Source organism: Halopolyspora algeriensis (assembly GCF_003337235.1).
Classification (GTDB): domain Bacteria; phylum Actinomycetota; class Actinomycetes; order Mycobacteriales; family Pseudonocardiaceae; genus Haloactinomyces; species Haloactinomyces algeriensis.
Genome location: NZ_QPJC01000001.1, coordinates 601,194 through 618,634 on the forward strand (window position 1 = coordinate 601,194; position 17,441 = coordinate 618,634).

Annotated in this window: 16 protein-coding genes, 2 tRNA genes and 1 pseudogene; 7 read left to right on the top strand and 12 right to left on the bottom strand. The window is 66.9% G+C overall.

The genetic code is table 11. From position 1 onward, the window contains the following. The first annotated feature begins 103 nt into the window (after nt 1-103). A tRNA-Ala gene (locus DFQ14_RS02895) sits at nt 104-179 on the top strand. A 385-nt stretch (nt 180-564) separates the two neighbouring features. Here DFQ14_RS02895 and DFQ14_RS02900 read toward each other — a convergent pair. Both DFQ14_RS02900 and DFQ14_RS02905 read right to left on the bottom strand, forming a co-directional pair. Beyond that, nucleotides 565-1,071, bottom strand: coding sequence for an SRPBCC family protein (locus DFQ14_RS02900; RefSeq protein WP_114451400.1), 507 nt, complete (start codon nt 1,069-1,071; stop codon nt 565-567). A gap of 237 nt (nt 1,072-1,308) precedes the next feature. Next, the gene (locus DFQ14_RS02905; protein WP_114451401.1) at nt 1,309-1,899 is read right to left on the bottom strand and encodes a hypothetical protein; all 591 of its coding nucleotides are present in this window, start codon (nt 1,897-1,899) and stop codon (nt 1,309-1,311) included. A 170-nt stretch (nt 1,900-2,069) separates the two neighbouring features. On the opposite strand from DFQ14_RS02905, the gene DFQ14_RS02910 reads away from it, so the two are divergent. Both DFQ14_RS02910 and DFQ14_RS02915 read left to right on the top strand, forming a co-directional pair. Continuing rightward, nucleotides 2,070-2,627, top strand: coding sequence for a peptidylprolyl isomerase (locus DFQ14_RS02910; RefSeq protein WP_179951473.1), 558 nt, complete (start codon nt 2,070-2,072; stop codon nt 2,625-2,627). Between the two features lie 100 nt (nt 2,628-2,727). After that, entirely contained in the window at nt 2,728-3,561 is an 834-nt protein-coding gene (locus DFQ14_RS02915) for a rhomboid family intramembrane serine protease (protein WP_246195864.1), read from the top strand. A 5-nt stretch (nt 3,562-3,566) separates the two neighbouring features. Here the strand turns inward: DFQ14_RS02915 and DFQ14_RS02920 are convergent, their stop codons facing one another. Next, complete coding sequence (locus DFQ14_RS02920) at nt 3,567-3,995, bottom strand: PH domain-containing protein (protein WP_114451404.1); 429 nt, start codon at nt 3,993-3,995, stop codon at nt 3,567-3,569. A 202-nt stretch (nt 3,996-4,197) separates the two neighbouring features. Further along, nucleotides 4,198-4,464 carry a cell division protein CrgA gene (gene crgA / locus DFQ14_RS02925; RefSeq protein WP_114451405.1) on the bottom strand — a complete coding sequence of 89 codons (267 nt, stop codon included), beginning with the start codon at nt 4,462-4,464 and terminating at the stop codon, nt 4,198-4,200. 248 nt (nt 4,465-4,712) lie between these two features. Here crgA and DFQ14_RS02930 point away from each other — a divergent pair, with 248 nt between their 5' ends. From DFQ14_RS02930 to DFQ14_RS02935, 3 genes are all read left to right on the top strand, one after another. Beyond that, the gene (locus tag DFQ14_RS02930) at nt 4,713-5,615 is read left to right on the top strand and encodes a class E sortase (RefSeq protein WP_114451406.1); all 903 of its coding nucleotides are present in this window, start codon (nt 4,713-4,715) and stop codon (nt 5,613-5,615) included. After that, a complete protein-coding gene (locus DFQ14_RS21990) occupies nt 5,616-5,774 on the top strand; it encodes a hypothetical protein (RefSeq protein WP_170206413.1) in 159 nt (52 codons plus the stop codon). A gap of 89 nt (nt 5,775-5,863) precedes the next feature. Beyond that, nucleotides 5,864-6,505: an aminodeoxychorismate/anthranilate synthase component II gene (locus tag DFQ14_RS02935; RefSeq protein WP_114451407.1), complete on the top strand. Its 642-nt coding sequence runs from the start codon at nt 5,864-5,866 to the stop codon at nt 6,503-6,505. A 77-nt stretch (nt 6,506-6,582) separates the two neighbouring features. On the opposite strand, the gene DFQ14_RS02940 is transcribed toward DFQ14_RS02935, so the two are convergent. The 8 genes and pseudogenes from DFQ14_RS02940 to DFQ14_RS02975 all read right to left on the bottom strand — a co-directional run bounded on the left by DFQ14_RS02940 (nt 6,583) and on the right by DFQ14_RS02975 (nt 17,006). Further along, entirely contained in the window at nt 6,583-6,990 is a 408-nt protein-coding gene (locus tag DFQ14_RS02940; RefSeq protein WP_114451580.1) for a nuclear transport factor 2 family protein, read from the bottom strand. Between the two features lie 77 nt (nt 6,991-7,067). Then, the gene (gene pknB / locus DFQ14_RS02945) at nt 7,068-9,023 is read right to left on the bottom strand and encodes a Stk1 family PASTA domain-containing Ser/Thr kinase (RefSeq protein ID WP_114451408.1); all 1,956 of its coding nucleotides are present in this window, start codon (nt 9,021-9,023) and stop codon (nt 7,068-7,070) included. A gap of 455 nt (nt 9,024-9,478) precedes the next feature. Next, nucleotides 9,479-10,759: pseudogene (locus DFQ14_RS02950) on the bottom strand (serine/threonine-protein kinase); the annotation flags it as partial. Nucleotides 10,760-10,762: 3 nt separating this feature from the next. Then, nucleotides 10,763-12,226, bottom strand: coding sequence for a peptidoglycan D,D-transpeptidase FtsI family protein (locus DFQ14_RS02955; protein WP_114451409.1), 1,464 nt, complete (start codon nt 12,224-12,226; stop codon nt 10,763-10,765). Beyond that, nucleotides 12,223-13,656: an FtsW/RodA/SpoVE family cell cycle protein gene (locus DFQ14_RS02960; protein WP_114451410.1), complete on the bottom strand. Its 1,434-nt coding sequence runs from the start codon at nt 13,654-13,656 to the stop codon at nt 12,223-12,225. The genes DFQ14_RS02955 and DFQ14_RS02960 overlap by 4 nt, the downstream gene beginning before the upstream one ends. Continuing rightward, nucleotides 13,656-15,101 carry a PP2C family protein-serine/threonine phosphatase gene (locus DFQ14_RS02965; RefSeq protein WP_114451411.1) on the bottom strand — a complete coding sequence of 482 codons (1,446 nt, stop codon included), beginning with the start codon at nt 15,099-15,101 and terminating at the stop codon, nt 13,656-13,658. Before DFQ14_RS02965 ends, DFQ14_RS02960 begins: the two co-directional genes overlap by 1 nt. After that, complete coding sequence (locus DFQ14_RS02970) at nt 15,098-15,571, bottom strand: FHA domain-containing protein FhaB/FipA (RefSeq protein ID WP_114451412.1); 474 nt, start codon at nt 15,569-15,571, stop codon at nt 15,098-15,100. The genes DFQ14_RS02965 and DFQ14_RS02970 overlap by 4 nt, the downstream gene beginning before the upstream one ends. Before the next feature lie 49 nt (nt 15,572-15,620). Beyond that, a complete protein-coding gene (locus DFQ14_RS02975; RefSeq protein WP_114451582.1) occupies nt 15,621-17,006 on the bottom strand; it encodes an FhaA domain-containing protein in 1,386 nt (461 codons plus the stop codon). Nucleotides 17,007-17,272: 266 nt separating this feature from the next. Between DFQ14_RS02975 and DFQ14_RS02980 the strand changes: the two genes are divergently transcribed. Beyond that, a tRNA-Leu gene (locus tag DFQ14_RS02980) sits at nt 17,273-17,355 on the top strand. Nucleotides 17,356-17,441: the final 86 nt, after the last annotated feature.

A 17,441-nucleotide genomic window follows, 5' to 3' on the forward strand; every position in this document is an offset into this window, starting at 1 on the left:
TTGTTGCCCGGTTGATGGCTCGGCTCGGTCGGTGGAACACTGCCGGGCCGAGCGACACGGTGCCATGGGGTATCCGTGGACACAGTGCCGCAGGCACTGAGCCGGGGACGTAGCTCAATCGGCAGAGCACCGCTTTTGCAAGGCGGGGGTTAGGGGTTCGATTCCCCTCGTCTCCACCACCAGAAGACCAGGTCGCACGACCTGGTCTTTTTTGTGGTTTTCCGCAGATGTGGCCGGGGCCCGTCGTCGGATCCGGGGTGGTTTCTCGAGGGAACACAGCACCTGCGATCGGGGCCGTCGGGAACCCGCGAGGTCGGTGCTGCCCGTGCACGGTGCCGGCCGCGTTGGCGGCCGAGCGGCATGCGGGAGCGCTCGATATCATTCGAAGGAACTCAGCGGGGCATGACCGCGGTGTATCAGTGGTTGTCCGGCAACGGAGTGTGACCTGTGCGGCTCAGGTGGCTGTGAGCCCGGGGTCCGCGTCATCCGTACCCCCGGGGATCACCGATTACCGGAACGTGGGTGTCATGCCGGATGCTCGGCGAGTATCCGGCCGGCCACGGGTCAGCGGTTCTCGATGGTCATCTTGATGCCGTCAACGGTCTGCTGCAGCGCGAGTTGTAACTGTGTCCGGCGATCGGCCAGAAACGTCTCGGCCTTCTCCTTCGGCAGCTCGGCCATGACCCGGCGCAGGCTTTCGGGCATGGTGCGCATGACGTAGCGCTGAGTCAGCAGGCAACGGCGGCCGTCCGAGGCGATCTCGAAGGACCATATCGAGGTTCGGCACTCCGCGCTGCGATCCAGCACCGTCCACACGAAGCGACGTCCCGGTTCCGCGATCACGACTTCGCATTCCGTGGTCCACGTGTCGTTGCCGACCCTGTGGTGGCTGCGGAACCGGGAACCGGGAACCCCCGGTTGTCCGCCGATCCATGCGCAGCCCTCGGTCTCCGGGCTCCACTCGCTCATCCGCGTGATGTCGCTTGCGACCGCGTACACCTCGTACGGTGCCGCATCAACGTGCACTGATGCGTGAATGTCGTAACTCGCGTCGGGACCGATTTCGTTCATGCGGCCAGCATGGCACGCAGTCCTGCGATCTTGGGATGCCTTCTCGCATCCGGAGAGGCCTTCTCGGCGTCGACGTGGTCGGCGCCACATTCGTGGCACCGGAAAGTGCGGAGCAATCTGCCGTACGGGGTCGGCGGCGAGAAGTGCTTCGGTACCGCTGCGGACGTGCGTACATCGGGGTGGTCGAGTTCCGTGCGTCCTCGACCACCCCGATGACGTGATTCGGCAGGCAGTGGCTCACTGCTCCGTGTTGGGCCGCAGAGCCGTGGTCTCTCCGGTCACCTGCCCGTCTCCTCGTGCCGGTTCGGTCGAGCCGTTCGAGTGCGATCCGTCCGCGTCGTGCCCCGGGAAACGGTTGTGCTCGGCCTGGGCGACGGGCATTTCCTCCGGGCGCCGCATCAGCACCGCCGCTGCGGCTCCGGCCAGCCCGGCCAGCGCCAGCAGGACCCACGGCCACTTCCGGCGACCTTTCGGTTTCGTCGCTCCGGACCGGACCGCCATCTCCTTGCGAGCGGCCTTGGCGTTTTTGGCCAGTTGCTTACGTGATTTGGCCTTCTTCTTGTCCCAGTTCTTGCGGGCCTTCTTGCCCTTGCCCGCCGACTCCTTGCCGGGCATGCTCGTGGCCCGCTGCATGAACCGCTCCTGCAGGTCGTCCGTGGAAATGCCGCGGCTGGCGAGTTCCTGCTCGGCGAGCAGCGCGGCCTGTCGGTAGATTTCCGCGCCGGCCTTGCTCGCGCGGACGGCCCCGTGACGCGCGTTGCGCACTCCGGTCCCCACTGCCTTGCCGACGTTCTCCCCTGCTCGGGACATGGCTGTGACTTCGTCCATTGTCTGCCTCCTTGGCCGGTGTTCACCGGTCGTTCGTGCCTCCTCCCGGCTGCGGATGCAACCGGGGCCGTCACCGCGCGGCATCGTCATGGTCCCCGCAGTGCATGACGATCAGGTCCTATACTGCACCCTCACACCGGAGGATCGCCTGTTGATGGCAGGATGGAGCGGTGGCTGAAGACAATGGATCGCTCGTTGGGACGACATTGACCGCGCTCCTGCAGACGACGCAGGGGAGCATCCGCGTCAATCTCTTCCCGAACCAGGCGCCCAAGACCGTCGCCAATTTCGTGGGTCTCGCCGAAGGGACCATCGAGTACAGCGAGCCGAATGCCCGCGGAGAGCGCTCGGGGCCGTTCTACGACGGTGTGATCTTTCACCGGGTCATCGACGGCTTCATGATCCAGACCGGGGATCCGACGGGCACCGGCAGAGGAGGGCCCGGATACCAGTTCGCCGACGAGTTCCACCCGGAACTGCAGTTCGATCGGCCCTACCTGCTGGCGATGGCCAACGCAGGACCGAACACCAACGGCTCGCAGTTCTTCATCTCGGTGGCTCCGACGAGCTGGCTGAACTACAAGCATTCGATATTCGGTGAAGTTGCGGATCAGGAGTCTCGTGACGTGGTGGACGCCATCGCGCACACGGCTACCGGTCAGCAGGACCGTCCGGTCAACGACATCGTGATCGAGAAGGTCACGATCGAACGCGGCGGCGAAGCCTGACGTGACTGTTCCACCCGGTCAGTCGGCGGATTCTCCGGGGAACTCGGCCTCGGCTCCGGGGTGCTTTCGCCATCCCGACCGACCGACGGGACTTCGTTGTGTGCGCTGTGACCGCCCGGTGTGCCCGGAGTGCCTGCGCGAGGCCTCCGTCGGGTATCAGTGCGTGGACTGCGTCGCCGAAGGGCAGCGGGGGACGCGCCATCCGGTGACCGTCGCGGGAGCGCGGTTGTCGACCAAGCCGATGGTCGTGCCCGCACTCATCGCGATCAATGTGCTGGTGCACGCGCTCACCTCGGTACAGGCCGGTAATCCCATGGAGAACTTCCGGTCGGGTCTGTTCGAGGCGTGGTCGCTGTGGCCGTTGCCGGTGGCGGACGGTCAGTGGTGGCGGCTGATCACTTCCGGATTCCTGCACATCGGCCTGCTCCACCTGCTGGTGAACATGGTCGCGTTGTGGATCATCGGTCGGGATCTGGAGATGGTGCTGGGGCGGGTCCGGTTCGCCTCGGTCTACCTGCTGTCGCTGCTGGGCGGGAGTACGGCCGTGTTCCTGTTCGGGGGGCCGGTGAACCCGGTCGCCGGTGCTTCCGGTGCCGTGTACGGGCTGATGGGCGGGATCGCTGTCGCGGCGTTCCGGTTGAAGCTGAACCTGCGACCGATCCTGATGATCATCGGCATCAACATCGTGCTGACTCTGAGCATCCCGGGGATCTCGCTGTTCGGGCATCTCGGGGGGCTGGTGCTGGGGCTGGCCTCGACGGCCGCGTTGCTCTACGCTCCGGCTTCTCGTCGCACCGCGTGGCAGTTCGGCTCGCTTGCCGGGTTGTTGGTGGTGCTGGTTGTGTTGCTGGTCACTCGGGACCTGCAATTCGGCGATGTCATCTGTGACGTGCAGCCGGACGGGCGGGTCGGATGTATACGGCTGCCCGGCTGAGGCTCTCACGGGCGGAGGTGCTCGAGTTGCTCGGCGACGTCACCGACATCCGTGCCCAGGTCGAGTTTGGTGAGTACGATCAGTCCGCCCGGGCGGTGCTGTTCGGGAACGTCCAGCTCGAGTACGTCGACGGTGCGCCCGAGACGCGGAGTACGGTGTACCCGTACCTCCACCTGTTGCCAGGTCCAGCGGTGGGTTCCTCCCAGCGAACGTACGGTGATGCCGTCGGCATCGGCAGCAAGGCGTGGCCGTACGAGGCTGCCGTAGGCCGATACGGCGGCGAGAGCGAGGACGAGTGTTCCCGTGAAGAGGCGGTCGATCGGGTCCGACGAGCTCAGCCACCACAGCACCGCGGCGGCGGTGAGCACCCATCCACAGGTGACCAGGGCCGCCGGGGGTGACCACTGGCGGGGGATGCCGGCATGGGAAGTCACAGTTTCAGTGTCACATCTGTCACCAGGGTTTTTCCCAGTTATCCACAGGGTTGTCCCCAGTGGGGATAACTTACACACATGTCGTTCGGTTACCGAACGTCGACGGCCGCGCCGAGAGAGTTGAGACCAGAGGGTGGTTTTCCTCCCCACCCCGGGGCCCCGGTGCCGGTATCGACGCACTGCCTCCCGAGCCCGCGAAGGGCTAGCGCCAGCGCATGGTCATGAGCAGGCCGACGATCATGAAGGCGAATCCGATGGCGAAGTTCCACGCGCCGAGTTCGGACATGAACGGGATCTTCGGGCCTGCCAGGTAGTTGACCACCAGCCACAGCAGCCCCAGCAGCATCATGCCCAGCATCACACCGACGTAGATGGGGTGCGACGGCCCGACCGCCTTCGCCTTCACCGGTGTGTGCCGATCGACGGGTGGAGTGGAGGAATCCTTCTTGCGGACCTTGGACTTGGGCATGGTGTCCTCGTCAGATGGTGCATCCCCCCGGATGACGGGGCGGAGTTCGGTATGGGCGGGTTCGGTGTCTGGCGCCGGCGAGTGGATTCGTCGGCGGACGCGGGACCGGTTTCGCTGCCTGCCGACAGGCGCCCGGACGGGCATCCGGCGAATCGGTCACGAAGCGGCCTCGCCTTCACTGCACACGTTAACGTAATCACAGCGACAATCGAACGACCCGTGCCATCCGTTCTGGAGAAGGGAGTGCCGTGGGTTCGCCCGAGGCCCCTGCCGCGCCGCCACCGGATCGGCGAGGAGAACGTCTCCGCGCTGCCACGCGCGTGGCAGGCGAACTCGTGATGACGCTCGGTCTCGTCGTGCTCCTGTTCGTATTCTACGAGCTGTACGTCACGAGCTGGTTCTCGGCACGCAAGCAGACCGAAGCCACCGAGCGACTGCACGACCGCTGGAAGGACGAAACTCCCCGCCGGATGCCGGTGAAGCCGGAGGATGGCCGAGGGTTCGCGCAGCTGTACATCCCTGCCCTCGGGGCGGACTACCGCTACACCGTCCTGCAGGGAACCGATCAGGAGACGCTGGCGATCGGACCGGCGCATTACACGGGCACGGCGTTGCCCGGCGAGCGCGGCAACTTCGCCGTCGCGGGCCATCGGATCGGCCGGGGAGCCCCGTTCGGCGACCTCGACCAGCTCCGGTCCTGTGATGCCCTGATCGTGGAGACCGCCTCGCAGTGGTACGTCTATCGCGTCCTGCCGATGCGGCACGAAGTGGCGGATTGGGCTTCTCGTGGTGGAAGCTCCTCCCGGGGACCTGCAAAACCGGATGCGGCCGGCGGAGCGGATCAGCGTGCGGCGGAGACGCGATGCAAGGGAGTGGCTCCGATCGGGGGGCCGTATGCGGAAGTGGTCGGCCGGCGGATCGTGCAGCCTCACCAGAGTGAGGTCATTCTGCCCGTACCGGGTAAGCAGGGTGCCGAAGTACCGCCGGAACGGCGAACGCGGTTGATCACGTTGACGACATGTCACCCGCGTTTCTCGGCGGAGAAGCGGCTGATCGTGCACGGTGTGCTGACCAAGCGCTACCCGAAGGTGTCGTCGCGCCCGGGGCTGCGGCCACCGGAACTGCGCTCACCGGAACCGGGGGAGGGGTGAATGTACGCCTGGATCTGGCGCAAGCTACCGGGCGCGACCGGGATCAAACTCGTCGAGGCGGCGCTGTTGGTGGTCGTGGTGGTGGCGCTGTTGCTGTTCGTGGTTTTCCCGTGGATCGAGCCCACCCTTCCCTTCACCGACCCCACCGCGGGCTCGTGAGCGAGCAGCGTGCCGAAAGGCGCCGCTCACGGGTCGGTGCGGCCCGGCGTGTCGACGAACACGGAAGGGGAAGCACGTAGGCTGTCGATGTGCGCGTATTGGTGGTCGACAACTACGACAGCTTCGTCTACAACCTGGTGCAGTATCTTGCCCAGTTGGGTGCCGACTGCGTCGTGCGTCGCAACGACGTGGTGACCGACGCCGAGGTCACCGAGTCGGACGGTGTGCTGCTCAGCCCCGGACCGGGCACGCCGCAGCGTGCGGGTCGCTCGATGGAGCTCGTCGAACAATGCGCGCAGCAGCACAAGCCGATGCTCGGGGTGTGCCTGGGACATCAGGCGATGGGGGCGGCCTGGGGTGGCACCGTCGAACGAGCACCGGAGCTGCTGCACGGCAAGACCAGCGAGATTTCCCACGAGGGCGGCGGCGTTTTCGCCGGCCTACCGCGGCCCTTCCTGGCCACGCGCTATCACTCCCTGATCGTGCGGGCGGACACGGTGCCCGATGAGTTCGAGGTCACCGGCCGCACCCGGTCCGGGATCGTGATGGGCATGCGGCACCGCAGCCTGCCGATGGAGGGCGTGCAGTTCCATCCCGAGTCGGTGCTGACCGATGGCGGCCACCGGATGCTGGCGAACTGGATGGCCGGTGCCGGCCACCCGGCCGACGAGCACACTGTCGACACCCTCGAGCGGGGTATGCGGGAGGTCGCCGCCGGCGCTGTGCGGTGAGCGCCGAGGTGATCGTGCTCGGCTCCTGCTCTCGGCAGCCGGGTTTCGCGGAGAACGTTCCGGTGTGAAAAACCCGGTCAACGTAGCCGGTCGAGAGCTGATTGCCAGGCCACGCGCAGCGGGTGGGTGTCGTAGACGAAACGCAGCTCGGCGATCAGTCCCTCGTCGTTGATGGTGATGACATCGATGCAGTCGAAGCTCGGTGGAGTTTCGGCTCCGGCCGTCCAGTCGTAGCGGAATCTCACGGCGGCGCGCCGCGGATCGTCGGTGGAGACGAACAGCTCCTGGGCCGTGATCGTGGCGCGCTGCAGGGTCGCTGCGAGCTCCGGATAGAACTCCCGTGCGGGAATATCGCCCTGCATCGGTGAGGACACCACACCGTCGGTGGCGAACAGTGCCAGCACTCCCGGCACATCCCCGGCATCGAGCCGCTGCAGGTAGCGCTCGACCGTATCCGAGACGTGTTCGTGAGTCACCGGCGTCATGCTGGTCACTTTAGAACACGTCCGCAAAAGCGCGTGGGGCGCGACCCCGCCGGGTCGCCGGCCACGTTGCGACGGGTTCAACCGAAGGACGGGAACAGCCCGCCCTGTGAGGAGCTCGGGCTCGCCCCGTAGTCACCGATGTAGAGCGTGATCGGCTGATCCTTACCGATCGCCGACCCTGCCGCGGGGGAGCTTCCGACCACCTTGTCGTCCATGGACTCGTCATTGGTCGCCTGCTTGCGGGTACTGAGATCACCGTTCCATCCGGCCTGTTCCAGGGCGTCCTCGGCTTCGGACTCCGACAGGCCCGTCAGGTCGGGCACGGTGATCTGCGAACCATTGGAGACGCTGAGCGTGATCTCACTGCCCGGGCGTACGCTCGAACCGGCCGACGGGTTCTGGGAGATCACCGTGCCCGCCGGTTTCGGTGAGTCCACCTCTTTGCTGGTGACGGTGAACCCGGCCGATTCCAGAGTGCTGGTTGCGTCGGCGAGGGACTGACCGCCGACATCGGGGACGCTCTTCTTCTCGATCGCCTTGCCGACGGTCACGGTGATCATGGTTCCCTGGTCCACTGAACCCGTCTCACTCTGGCTCAGGATGGTGCCGACCTTGTCGGAATCGGTGACTTCCGTTTCCTTCGGGGTGAAGTTGAGCGCCAGACCGACACCGCGGAGTGCCTTCTGCGCCTCCGACATCGTCATGCCCGTCAGATCGGGCACGTCGACCTGCTTCGGTCCCGTCCCCTTGAACAGATACACCTGGGTGCCGATGGCGTATTGCCGGTTCGCCGGTGGCTTCTGCCGGACGACGCGCCCCTCGTCGGCGGGTGAGGACGGTTGTTCGCGGATCATCACCTGGAATCCGGCCTCGGCGGCCGAATTGCGTGCGACAGCGATCTCCTGCCCCACGTAGTTGCCGAGGGTGATCTGCTTCGGGCCCGAGGGTTCGGCGGTCATGATCGTGGCCAGCCATGCCGCGAGGGCGAACACCCCGAGACACACCGCGGTGACCAGGCCGATCACCCAGCGCTTGCGGCGCTTGCGGCGATGGACCTGCTCGAGGTCCTCCTCGTCGGGGCGGGCGACCTCCTCCGGCCAGTGCTGTCGCGTCTCGGCCACCTGGGTGGCCGAGGAGCCGCCCATCATCGCGGTGCGCTCTTCGGCGGACATGACCATCGGAGCGTTCGGGCGCTGGCCGGACAGCACACGGATCAGGTCGGTGCGCATGTCGGCGGCCGATTCGTAGCGGTTGGCCGGATTCTTGCTCAATGCCTTGAGCACCACGGCATCCAGCGAGGCCGGAACCTGCTCGTTGTGGTCCGAGGGTTTGCTGGGCTCTTCCCGCACGTGCTGATAGGCCACCGCCACCGGGGAGTCGCCGGTGAACGGCGGTTGCCCGGTGAGCAGTTCGAACAGCACGCAGCCCGCGGCGTAGACGTCGCTGCGGGCGTCCACGGTCTCGCCGCGCGCCTGCTCCGGTGACAGGTACTGCGCGGTACCGATCACGGCGGCGGTTTGGGTCACCGCGGCCTGTCCGTCGGCGACGGCCCGGGCGATGCCGAAATCCATCACCTTCACCGCGCCGGAATCGGTGATCATGATGTTGGCGGGCTTGACGTCGCGGTGCACGATGCCGTGCCGATGACTGAAGTCCAGTGCCGCCGAGGCGTCGGCCATGACCTCCATCGCCCGGCGAGGAACCAGGGGGCCTTCCGTTTTCACGATGTCCCGGAGAGTCCGCCCGTGGACGTACTCCATGACGATGTAGGGCAACGCCCCGCTGTCGGAGTCGGTCTCGCCGGTGTCGTAGACGGCGACGATCGCCGGGTGGTTCAGCGCGGCCGCATTCTGCGCCTCGCGGCGGAAGCGGAGTTGGAACGTGGGGTCGCTGGCGAGGTCGGCCCGCAGCACCTTCACCGCCACATCCCGCCCGAGTCGGACGTCACGGCCGCTGTGCACCTCCGACATGCCGCCGTAGCCGAGTGTTTCCCCGAGCTCGTAACGGTTGGAGAGAAGTCGTGGTGAGCTCATCGCTGCGTAGTTCCGATCCTTGTCCACGGTCGTCCCATCATGCTGACCCGCATTTCCGTGGCAGCCGATGTCCCTTCGACAGCTCGCTGCCCAGCGGGCGCACAGTGCGCGGTCCCCCCGACTTCATCGACATGTGCTGTTCGCCGGTCTGCTGGTGGTTGCTTCGTCACCGGTAACTCCATCGCCGGTGACCCCGCTACGGGGAGCCACACCGGTCGGCCGGTTTCCTGCCGGTGCCGTATCGGCTGCCCCGGATGCGGTATCCGGGCATGCGCAGGGCGGGCAGCGTTGCCCACCGCGTGGATATCCCGGCTCGATTCATGATGCCGTAGCGCAGTCTGGACCAAATGCTCGACGGAATCCAGGTCGATGAATCTCACATCGGCATCGGGACGGGCGCTGCGATCCCGGTCCTCGGCGAACGCTGCCGCCGGTCGCTCGGAAACGGCCGCTTTCGGTAACGATCGGTTCTGCGTGAGCACTCGCCAAGCTGCCGCGCTCGTGACGGCCAGCACCACGATGATCACAACGACCAGGAATACCCACAGTCCTCCTCGGTTCGCACGCTCGGACCGCAGCATCGGCGACGCCGCCTGGAGCGGTCCGGTCCGGGACGCTCCCCCTTGGGGTGGGATCGCTCCGGACGGGTATGCGTTACCCGGATGCTGCATCCCCCCACTGGTGGGCGGTACTCCGACCGAGGGAGGTGCTGCAGCCGGAAGGCTCGGTGGAGGACTCGGAACAACCATTCCCGCGGCCGGTGGGTGCTGCGGCATTCCCCGTCCACCGGAGGGGCGGGGCGGTCCCACCTCGTGCACCACCGTGTTCCCCTGCTGGAGCTGCTGCTGGGGCTGCTGTTGGGAGGGCACGGCGGCCAGCGCGGCGGGGGCGGGCAACGGGCCGCCCGCCCGCACGCTGGCCACCGCGTTCGCGAACTCCCCTCCGCTGCTGTAGCGGTAGCGCGGATCCTTGACCAGAGTTGCCTCGATGAGGGCGCGCACGTGCCGGGGAATGTCCGGGGGCAGCAGCGGCGCCACTTCGCGGATGTGCATCATCGCGACCGTGACCGCATTGTCCGACAGGAACGGGCGGTGCCCCTTGAGGCACTCGTACCCCACGACCGCGAGCGAGTAGACGTCGCTGGCCGGGATGGCCTCGCTGCCCAGGGCCTGTTCCGGTGAGATGTAGTGCGCGGTGCCCATGACCGTCCCGGAGCGGGTCACCGGCGCCGCGTCGGCGGCCTTGGCGATCCCGAAGTCGGTGAGTTTGACCGTCCCGCTCGGGGTGACGAGGATGTTGCCCGGCTTGACGTCGCGGTGTACCAGACCACGTTCGTGTGCGGCCTGCAACGCGCTGCCCGCCTGCTCCAGCATCTCCAGGGTGTGCTCGACGGTGATACGTCCTTCGCGAGCGAGAATCGTGGCCAGTGGCTCGCCTTCGACGAGTTCCATCACCAGGTAGGCCGTGTCCTCCGGGCCTTCCGCGGTCGCGGACGTTTCCCCGTAATCGTGGACGGCCGCGATACCCGGGTGGTTCAGCGACGCGGTCGTGCGGGCTTCGGTGCGGAAGCGGTGCAGGAACTCCGCGTCACCACACAGCTCGGGTTTGAGAACCTTGACCGCCACGGTGCGGTCGAGCCGCACGTCCACGGCCTGCCAGACCTCACCCATACCGCCGACGGCGATACGCCAATCGAGCCGGTAGCGTTCGGCGAGAAGGTGGCCGGAGGTCAGCACGGTTCAGCCACCTCCCTGCAGGCCCGCCCGGATCACGGCGCGTCCGATCGGACCGGCGATCTTGCCGCCGGTGGCGTCGGCGCCCATGTTGCCGCCGTCCTCCACGATCACGGCGACTGCGATCCTCGGGTTTTCGGCGGGAGCGAAAGCCACGTACCAGCCGTGCGGGTCGGTATTCGCGCCATGCTGGGCGGTGCCCGTCTTGGAGGCGATCTGGACGCCCGTGATCTTGCCCGTATCACCGGAATACTGTTCGGACTTGACCATCATTTCCCGGAGGGTGTGGGCGATATCCGGCGAAATGGGCCGGCTCATCCGCTGCGGATCGTGCTTGTCGAGGACCGACATGTCCGGTGCCAGCGTCTTTTCGACCAGGTGCGGCTTCATGAGCGTGCCGTCGTTGGCGATCGCGGCGGCCATCATGGCGTTCTGCATCGGAGTGACGCGCACATCGCGCTGCCCGATACCGCTCTGGTACAGCGCTGCCGGGCCCGGGATCTTCCCGAGGTCGGAATTCGCCACTTCCATGGGGATGTACAGGTCCTTGCCGAAGCCGAAGCTCTGCGCGGTCTCCCGGAGCTTCTGCTCACCGACGGCGCCTGCGACCTCGGCGAACGCGGTGTTGCACGAGCGCGCCATGGCCTCCCACAGCGGCGCGGTCGGCAGCGTGCCGCACGTGCTGTTGCCGTAGTTGGGCAGTTGCGCGTCGGTGGTCTTCGGCAGTGTGATCGAGGACTTGGCGGTGACCTGCGTGTTGGCGTCGAACTTGCCGGTCTCCAGCGCCGCCGCTGCCGTGATCAGCTTGAACGTGGAACCCGGAGGATAGGTCTGCAAGATCGCCCGATTGAGCATCGGATCGTGCTCGGCGTTGGTGAGTTCCTGCCACGCCTGCTTCTGCTGCTCGCGGCGGTGGCCGGCCAGACGGTTCGGATCGTAGGAGGGCGAGTTGGCCATCGCCAGGATCGCGCCGTTCTGCGGGTTCAGCGCGACCACCGATCCCCGCAGCCCCTTGCTGGTGAGCTGCTGGTGAGCGGCCTGCTGCATCGCCGGATCGATCGTCAGCTCGACGTTGCCGCCCTGCTGCTCGCGGCCCATGACGAGGTCGGAAAGGCGGGTGAGAGCCAGCGAGTCCGCGGTGCCGTTGAGCACCTCGTTCTTGGCGGACTCGACACCGCTCGAGCCGTAGACGAACGAGTAATAGCCGGTCACGGGCGCATACAGCGGGCCGTTCGGATAGGTGCGCAGGTACTTCAGTTTGTCGTCGGTGGCCACCGACTCGGCCAGCAGCTTGCCGCCTGCTGTGATCTGTCCTCGTGGGGTGGAGTACTCCCGATAGAGCATCCGGCTGTTGCGGGAGTCACTGCGCAACTCGTCGGCCCGGATGACCTGCACGTAAGTGACGTTGGCCAAAAGAAGGACGATCATGGCCATCATCGCCAGTGCCACCCGCCGCAGCGGTTTGTTCATCGGGGACGCTCCACCAGTTCGGTATGTGCCTCGGCAATCGGGGCCTGCTTCGGCTTCGGCTTGCTCGGCGCCTGCGGACGGCGTGCGGCATCGGAAATCCGCAGCAGCAGGGCGATCAGCATGTAGTTGGCCAGCAGCGAGGAACCCCCGGCGGCCAGGAACGGCGTTGTCAGGCCGGTCAGTGGGATCAGGCCGGTGACACCGCCGGCCACCACGAACACCTGGAGCGCCATCGCGAAGGACAGGCCGCCCGCCAGCAGCTTACCGAAGGAGTCCCGCACGGCCAGGCTGCTGCGCAAGCCACGCGCCATCAACAGCAGGTACACCATGAACAGTGCGGCGAGCCCGAGGAGGCCGAGCTCTTCGGCGACCGAGGCGAGGACGAAGTCGGTTTCGGCATGGGGCACGATTGCGGGCCGTCCACCACCGAGACCGGAACCGAAGAGGCCGCCGGTGGCCATGCCGAACAGAGCCTCCCGGAGCTGGTATTGGCTCAGCGGGTTGAGCCAGGCACCCACTCGTTCCTGGACGTGCCCGAACAGTGGGTAGGCCACGAAGCAACCCGCCGCGAACAGGCTCAGACCGATGGCGATCCACACGGCTCGTTCCGTGGCGATGTAGATCATCACCAGTACGATGCCGAAGAACAGCAGGGAGGTGCCCAGGTCGCGCTCCAGCACCACGATGCCGATGGACAGCGTCCAGGCGACCAGAACCGGAGCGAGGTCCCGGGCCCGCGGGAAATCGATGCCCAGGAAGCGACGCCCCGCCGTGGTGAACAGCTCGCGCTTGGACACCAGGAACGCCGCGAAGAAGATCAGCAGCAGGAGTTTGGCGAACTCGGCGGGCTGGAAGGACAACGGTCCGATGTAGATCCAGAGCTTCGCACCGTTGATGGTCGGTGCGATGGCACTGGGCAGTACGGCGGGCGCGGCGAGCGCGACCAGGCCCACCAGCCCGCAGGTGTAGCCGTACTTGGCCAGCGTCCTGTGATCGCGGACGAAAACGAGCACCAGCACGAACAGCACCAGCGCGATGGCCGTGTAGAGCACCTGGTCCGGGGCGGCGGGGGTCCAGTCCTCCACGCCCTCGGTGGCGTTGCCGAGGTCGACACGGTGGATGATGACCAGTCCGAGCCCGTTGATGAATGCCACCAGCGGCAGAATCAGCGGGTCGGAGTACGGAGCCCACCGGCGGACGGCCAGATGCGCGAGCCCGAAGAGAGCGAGGAATGCCCCCCCGTAGTACAGGATCTGTGGTGTGAGCTGCGCATGCTGGTTGATGGCGACCAGCACCAGCGCCGCCGTGACGACCACGGCGGCGAAGATGAGCATGAGCAGCTCGGTCCCGCGTCGAATGGACCCCTGCGGGGCCGGTGCTGCGTCGCCGGAGGTCCTGTCGGCACCGTCTGTGGCGACCGGCTGGGACATCAGCTCACCGTCCGGCAGGTGACACCGGGAGTCTGCGTCTGAGGCTGCAGTGGTGTCCCGGTGGGTGAAGGGGTGGGCTTCGAAGTGGATTCGGAGCCGTTCCGGGCGGGAGTGTTCTGGGCCGTTCCTCCCTGTCGAGTCGGCGGTGGGGCGGTGGAGGCGGTGGTCTTGTCGGTGGGCGATTGCGTCGCTGCCGGGCCGGATTCGTCACATGCCGGCAGCAGGGCTGTCATGCGCAATCGCAGCATGGCTTCCCGTGCGCCCTGCAGGCCCTGGAGCTCGGTGATCCCGTTGCGTACGTCGGGACGTTGGGCTTCCTGCAGGTCGTTGACGCTGATCGGTTGGCAGCCGGGAGAGGCCGAGGCCGGGCAGGAGCCCTCGACCTGCCGGTGCAGCGACAACCCCAGCATGCTGCCTTGGACACCCTGGAAGATCACCACTTCGTTGGCCTTGTTGACGCCGATGAAGTACTGGTTGAACACCCACCAGCGGCCGGCGAAGACGAGTCCGGCCAGCACGGCCAGCACGGCGCCGGTGATCAGCAAGGACCGTAACCAACGCCGGCGTGGCGGCGGGTCCTCGGGCGGCGGGGTTGCCTGCTCCGGTTGCTGCCGCTGGGGCTGTGGTCTCGTGGCCGCCGATGCCCGTGCCGCAGCGGAGTCCGGCTGCGGCTGGTCTTCTCCGTCCGCGCCCGCGGCGCCGGCCACGATCGGGGCATCCTCGCCGAACTCGACGTCGACCACGTCGGCGACGATGACCGTGACGTTGTCCGGCCCACCGCCCTTGAGAGCGAGTTCGATCATCCGGTCGGCACACTGCTGCGGGTCGCTGATGCGCAACGCCTCCGCGATGGTCTCCTCGCTGACGACGCTGGACAGACCATCGGAGCACAGTAGGTACCGGTCACCGGACCTGGCTTCGCGCACGGCGAGGCTGGGCTCGACATCATGACCGGTCAGTGCGCGCAACAGCAGTGAGCGCTGCGGATGATTGGCGGCCTCTTCCTCGGTGATGCGGCCTTCGTCGATCAGCGACTGCACGAAGGTGTCGTCGTGGGTGATCAGGGAGAGATCACCGTCGCGAACCTGGTAGGCACGGGAATCACCGATGTGCACGAGGCCGAGCTTGCTGCCCGCGAAGAGCACCGCCGTGAGAGTGGTGCCCATCCCGTCGAGGTCGGGGTCGCTGGCGACCAGTTCGGAGATCGCGCTGTTGCCGGAAACCATCGCATCGTGCAGGTGTCCGAGCAGGTCGTCTCCCGGCTCGTCATCGTCGAGCGGTGCGAGCGCCGCGATGACGACTTTGCTGGCGACCTCACCGGCGGCATGGCCACCCATGCCGTCCGCGAGGGCGAGGAGTCGTGGGCCGGCATAGACCGAGTCCTGGTTGTTGGAGCGCACCAGGCCACGGTCGCTGCGGGCTGCGTAGTGAAGGACGAGGGTCATGAGCGCAGCTCGATCACCGTCTTGCCGATTCTGATCGGAACCCCGAGCGGAACCTTGGTCGGTCCCGTGACCTTCGCCCGATCGAGGTATGTGCCATTAGTGGAGCCTAGATCCTCCACGTACCAGTCGGTGCCTTGGAGGGACAATCTCGCGTGGCGCGTCGACGCGTAATCGTCGTCGAGGACCAGGGTGGAGTCATCGGCACGGCCGATCATGATCGGCCTGCCCTCCAGCGAGATACGCGTGCCCGTCAGCGCGCCGCCGGTCACCACCAGTTTCCGCGGTGCCTTGGACTTGCTGCGGGACTGCTTGCCGCCCTTGCCGGGTAGTTTGCCGACCCCCGGCATCGACACCCGGATGCCGGAGGCCGCGTTCAGGTCGGAACGCACCACGCGAAGCGCGGCCAGCACGAACAACCAGAGCAGGGCGAGAAACCCTGCCCTGGTCAGCTGAATCACCAGCTCGGACACCTGTTGTGAACGCTCCTACCCGTGTAGTCGACTGCTGAACGGAAGGGACTCAGCCCTGGCTGCGGAACACCAGGGAGGAGTGACCGACGCGGATCACGTCGCCGTCCGCCAGTTGCCAAGTCTGCACCGGAGTGCCGTTGACCGTGGTGCCGTTCGTCGAACCGAGATCGGCCAACATCGCCGCCTGGCCGTCCCACTGGATCTCGATGTGCTTGCGGGACACTCCGGTGTCGGGCAGCCGGAACTGTCCCTCCTGGCCCCGGCCGATCACGTTGCTGCCGTGCTGGAGCGTGTACGAGCGGTTGGAGCCGTCGTCGAGCTGCAGGGTGGCGGTGAGCTGCCGCGGCATGGCATCCGGGTAGCCGCCCGGCGCGCTCGGCGGGTAGGCACCGCCCGGTTGCGGGTATCCGGGCTGCCCGTAGCCGGGAGCGGGAGGCTGCTGCCCGTAGCCGGGAGCAGGGGGCTGCTGCCCGTAGCCGGGGGGCTGCTGGCCGTAGGGGTCGTACCCGGGCTGCCCGTAGCCGGGAGCGGGAGGCTGCTGCCCGTAGCCCTGATCGGCGAATCCACCTGACTGCGGGTAGGCACCGCCCGGCTGCTGGCCGTAGGGATCGTATCCCGGTTGGCCGTAGCCGGGGGGCTGCTGGCCGTAGGGGTCGTATCCGGGCTGCCCGTAGCCGGGAGCGGGAGGCTGCTGCCCGTAGCCCTGATCGGGGAACCCGCCGGACTGCGGGTACCCACCGCCCGGCTGCTGGCCGTAACCCGGCGCCGGCGGTTGTCCGTAGTCGTATCCCTGTGGCGGCTGGCCGTAGCCCTGGTCATATCCCGGGGGCTGCTGCCCGTAGCCGGGTCCCTGGCCATACCCCGGTTGCTGGCCGTAGGGGTCGTATCCGGGCTGGCCGTAGCCGTAGTTGGGGTCCTGCCCGTACTGACCTTGCCCGTAGCCCTGGTCGTAGCCGTACTGCGCCTGCTGGCCGTACGGATCCCCCTGGGGATATTGGCCTGGTGGCTGGCTCATGGGTCGATCTCCTGCGGTACGAGGTGTTGCCTGCCGTCGGCTTACGTCGGGGTCGACGGACGATCTGATTCGGAACTGTCCCGTGTGCAGCGTCTCAGAGCGCTCCAGGGAGACTACGACGTCACCATATGTGTCCCACCCCTGCTCGGTGAGATGCTCCTGAACGCAGTCGGCGAGAAGGTCGGTAACTCGCTGTTCCTCCTCTCCGGCGAGCCGATCGTGATCGGTGGGGCTGAGCTGCACCGTATAATGATTGCAGGCGAGCAGTCGGCCTCCGGCCAGCTCCTGGACCTGTAGATCGGCTTCCCGCTGCAGTCCCTGAGCCATCTCCTGTGGCACGACTTTACCGCCGAACACCCGTGCGAAGCTGTTGCCGACGATGCCTTCGAGTCTGCGCTCGAAGCGCTGCACGAGGCCCACGACAATCCCCTCCACACGTACGACTCCTGCAACCCATCGTATCTGGGGTAACGGGCTGTTACACCGCCCAGTTCCGCACCGGCGTCGACCCTGCCGAAATCGCCTGTGGAGCGCGTGCTAAGCTACTCCGGCAAGTCGGCGCCGAGGGCATCCGAGGGGTGTCGCGGTGCTCGAGTACCGATGCTCGATCACGGCACTCGGGCCGAGTGGCCGGACCCGCCGGCAAGGTCCGAAACCGGGTCGGGTAAACTCGGTACGGCAGCCACGGGCGAGTGGCGGAATGGCAGACGCGCACGGTTCAGGTCCGTGTGTCCGGAAGGACGTGAGGGTTCAACTCCCTCCTCGCCCACTTCAGGACCCGGTGGTTCGAAAGAACCGCCGGGTCCTTTTGTCGTGATGTCGCCCCGGGGCACGGGCATGGTGAGGTTTCCCTCA